We start from the raw sequence: 1,555 nt of genomic DNA, 5'->3' as shown, positions 1-1,555 counted from the left end.
TAGACCAGATAGCCGCCGGTGCTGTGCACCACGCCCTTGGGCTTGCCGGTCGAGCCGGAGGTGTAGAGGATGAACAGCGGATCCTCCGCGTTCATCTCCTGCGCCGGGCAGTCGGGCGAGGCCTGGGCCATCAGCGCCTTCACATCCACGTCACGCCCGTCGACCCAGGTGGTCTGCTCGCCGGTATGCTTGACCACGAGGCAGCGCACCCGGTCCGAGCAATGCAGCAGCGCCGCGTCGGTGTTGGATTTCAGCGGCGTCCGCTTGCCGCCGCGCGGGGCGTAATCGGCGGTGATCACCACCTTCGCCTGGCTGTCGTTGATCCGGTTGGCCAGAGCGTCGGGCGAGAAGCCGGCGAAGACGATGGAATGGATCGCGCCGATGCGGGCGCAGGCCAGCATGGCGAAGGCGGCTTCCGGGATCATCGGCAGGTACATCACCACCCGGTCGCCCTTGCGCACGCCCTGGCTCACCAGCACGTTGGCCATGCGGCAGACCTGGTCGTGCAACTCGGCATAGCTGATGTGGCGGGCGGGGGTGTCGGGGTGGTCCGGCTCCCAGATGATCGCGGTCTGGTGGGCGCGGGTGCGAAGGTGGCGGTCGATGCAGTTGTGGGAGACGTTCAGCGCGCCGTCCTCGAACCACTTGATCGAGATGTTGCCCGCCTCGAAGGAGGTGTTCTTCACCTTGGTGTAGGGCCGGATCCAGTCGATCCGCTTGCCCTCGCGCCCCCAGAACCCTTCCGGGTCCGACACCGACTCCGCATACATCCGCTCATAGCCCGCCGCATCGACATGCGCCTTCGCGATGAATTCCGCCGAGGCCGGGTAGACCGACTGCGTGTGACCGTGATCCATGTAAGCTCCTCCTCATGCGGGCGTCTGGCCCGCCAACGACCGCAAAACTGGTCCCTCATCCCCATTACGGGAACTATAGGCCAACAGTCAATTTTCGCGTAACTCTTTTTTGCGCATGGATTTTTCTGTAAACAAATTTACCGGGTAAATCTGATTTGTGTAAATGCTGCAAACGTTCCCTAAAGTTTGACGTTATATTTCAAGCGCCTGCCTGTTGTGCGGCCGCGGCTTCGCGGCACGGAAACGTGACCAGACGCCGCCCGACGCCGGATTGACTGCGAGGCGTCGGGAGCAGGGCGCTATCGGTCCTGCCCGAACGCGATTCGTTCCGGATCAGAAAAACGCCCTCGTCGCGCGGGGCGGGCTGGCCCTCCGACCGGCTCCTGCGGCAAACCCTGTCGGGCCCACCCTGCCAGCGGTTTCGTCCCATGCCTCTCTTCACCCCGGATCAGCGCTATATCGTCGTCCGCGACTGGCTGTGGCGGGCGGCCGATCCGGGACGGGCGGAGGCGGAGCGGGCGCGGCCCTGTCTGGTGGACGGAGGGTGCGCCGGAGCGGGGCGAAGCGATGTGAAGGAAGGGAAAGGACATGGCGAAGATGCGCAGGAAAGCCGACCTGCCGAGCAAGCTCTGCGCGACCTGCGGGCGGCCCTTCGCCTGGCGGAAGAAATGGGCGCGCGACTGGGAGGCGGTGAAGCA

The 1,555-nt window shown here is 65.0% G+C and carries 2 protein-coding genes; one reads left to right on the top strand and one right to left on the bottom strand.

The window, feature by feature from the left end:
* The coding region (locus tag C5F48_RS23655) for an AMP-binding protein (RefSeq protein WP_146170754.1) at positions 1-857 on the bottom strand (857 nt) is incomplete at its 3' end.
* A 588-nt stretch (positions 858-1,445) separates the two neighbouring features.
* Here C5F48_RS23655 and C5F48_RS23650 point away from each other — a divergent pair.
* A partial coding sequence (locus tag C5F48_RS23650; protein ID WP_107666110.1) for a DUF2256 domain-containing protein occupies positions 1,446-1,555 on the top strand: 110 nt, incomplete at its 3' end.

The organism is Cereibacter changlensis JA139 (assembly GCF_003034985.1).
Lineage (GTDB): Bacteria > Pseudomonadota > Alphaproteobacteria > Rhodobacterales > Rhodobacteraceae > Cereibacter > Cereibacter changlensis.
This window is presented reverse-complemented; position numbering and strand designations above follow the sequence as displayed.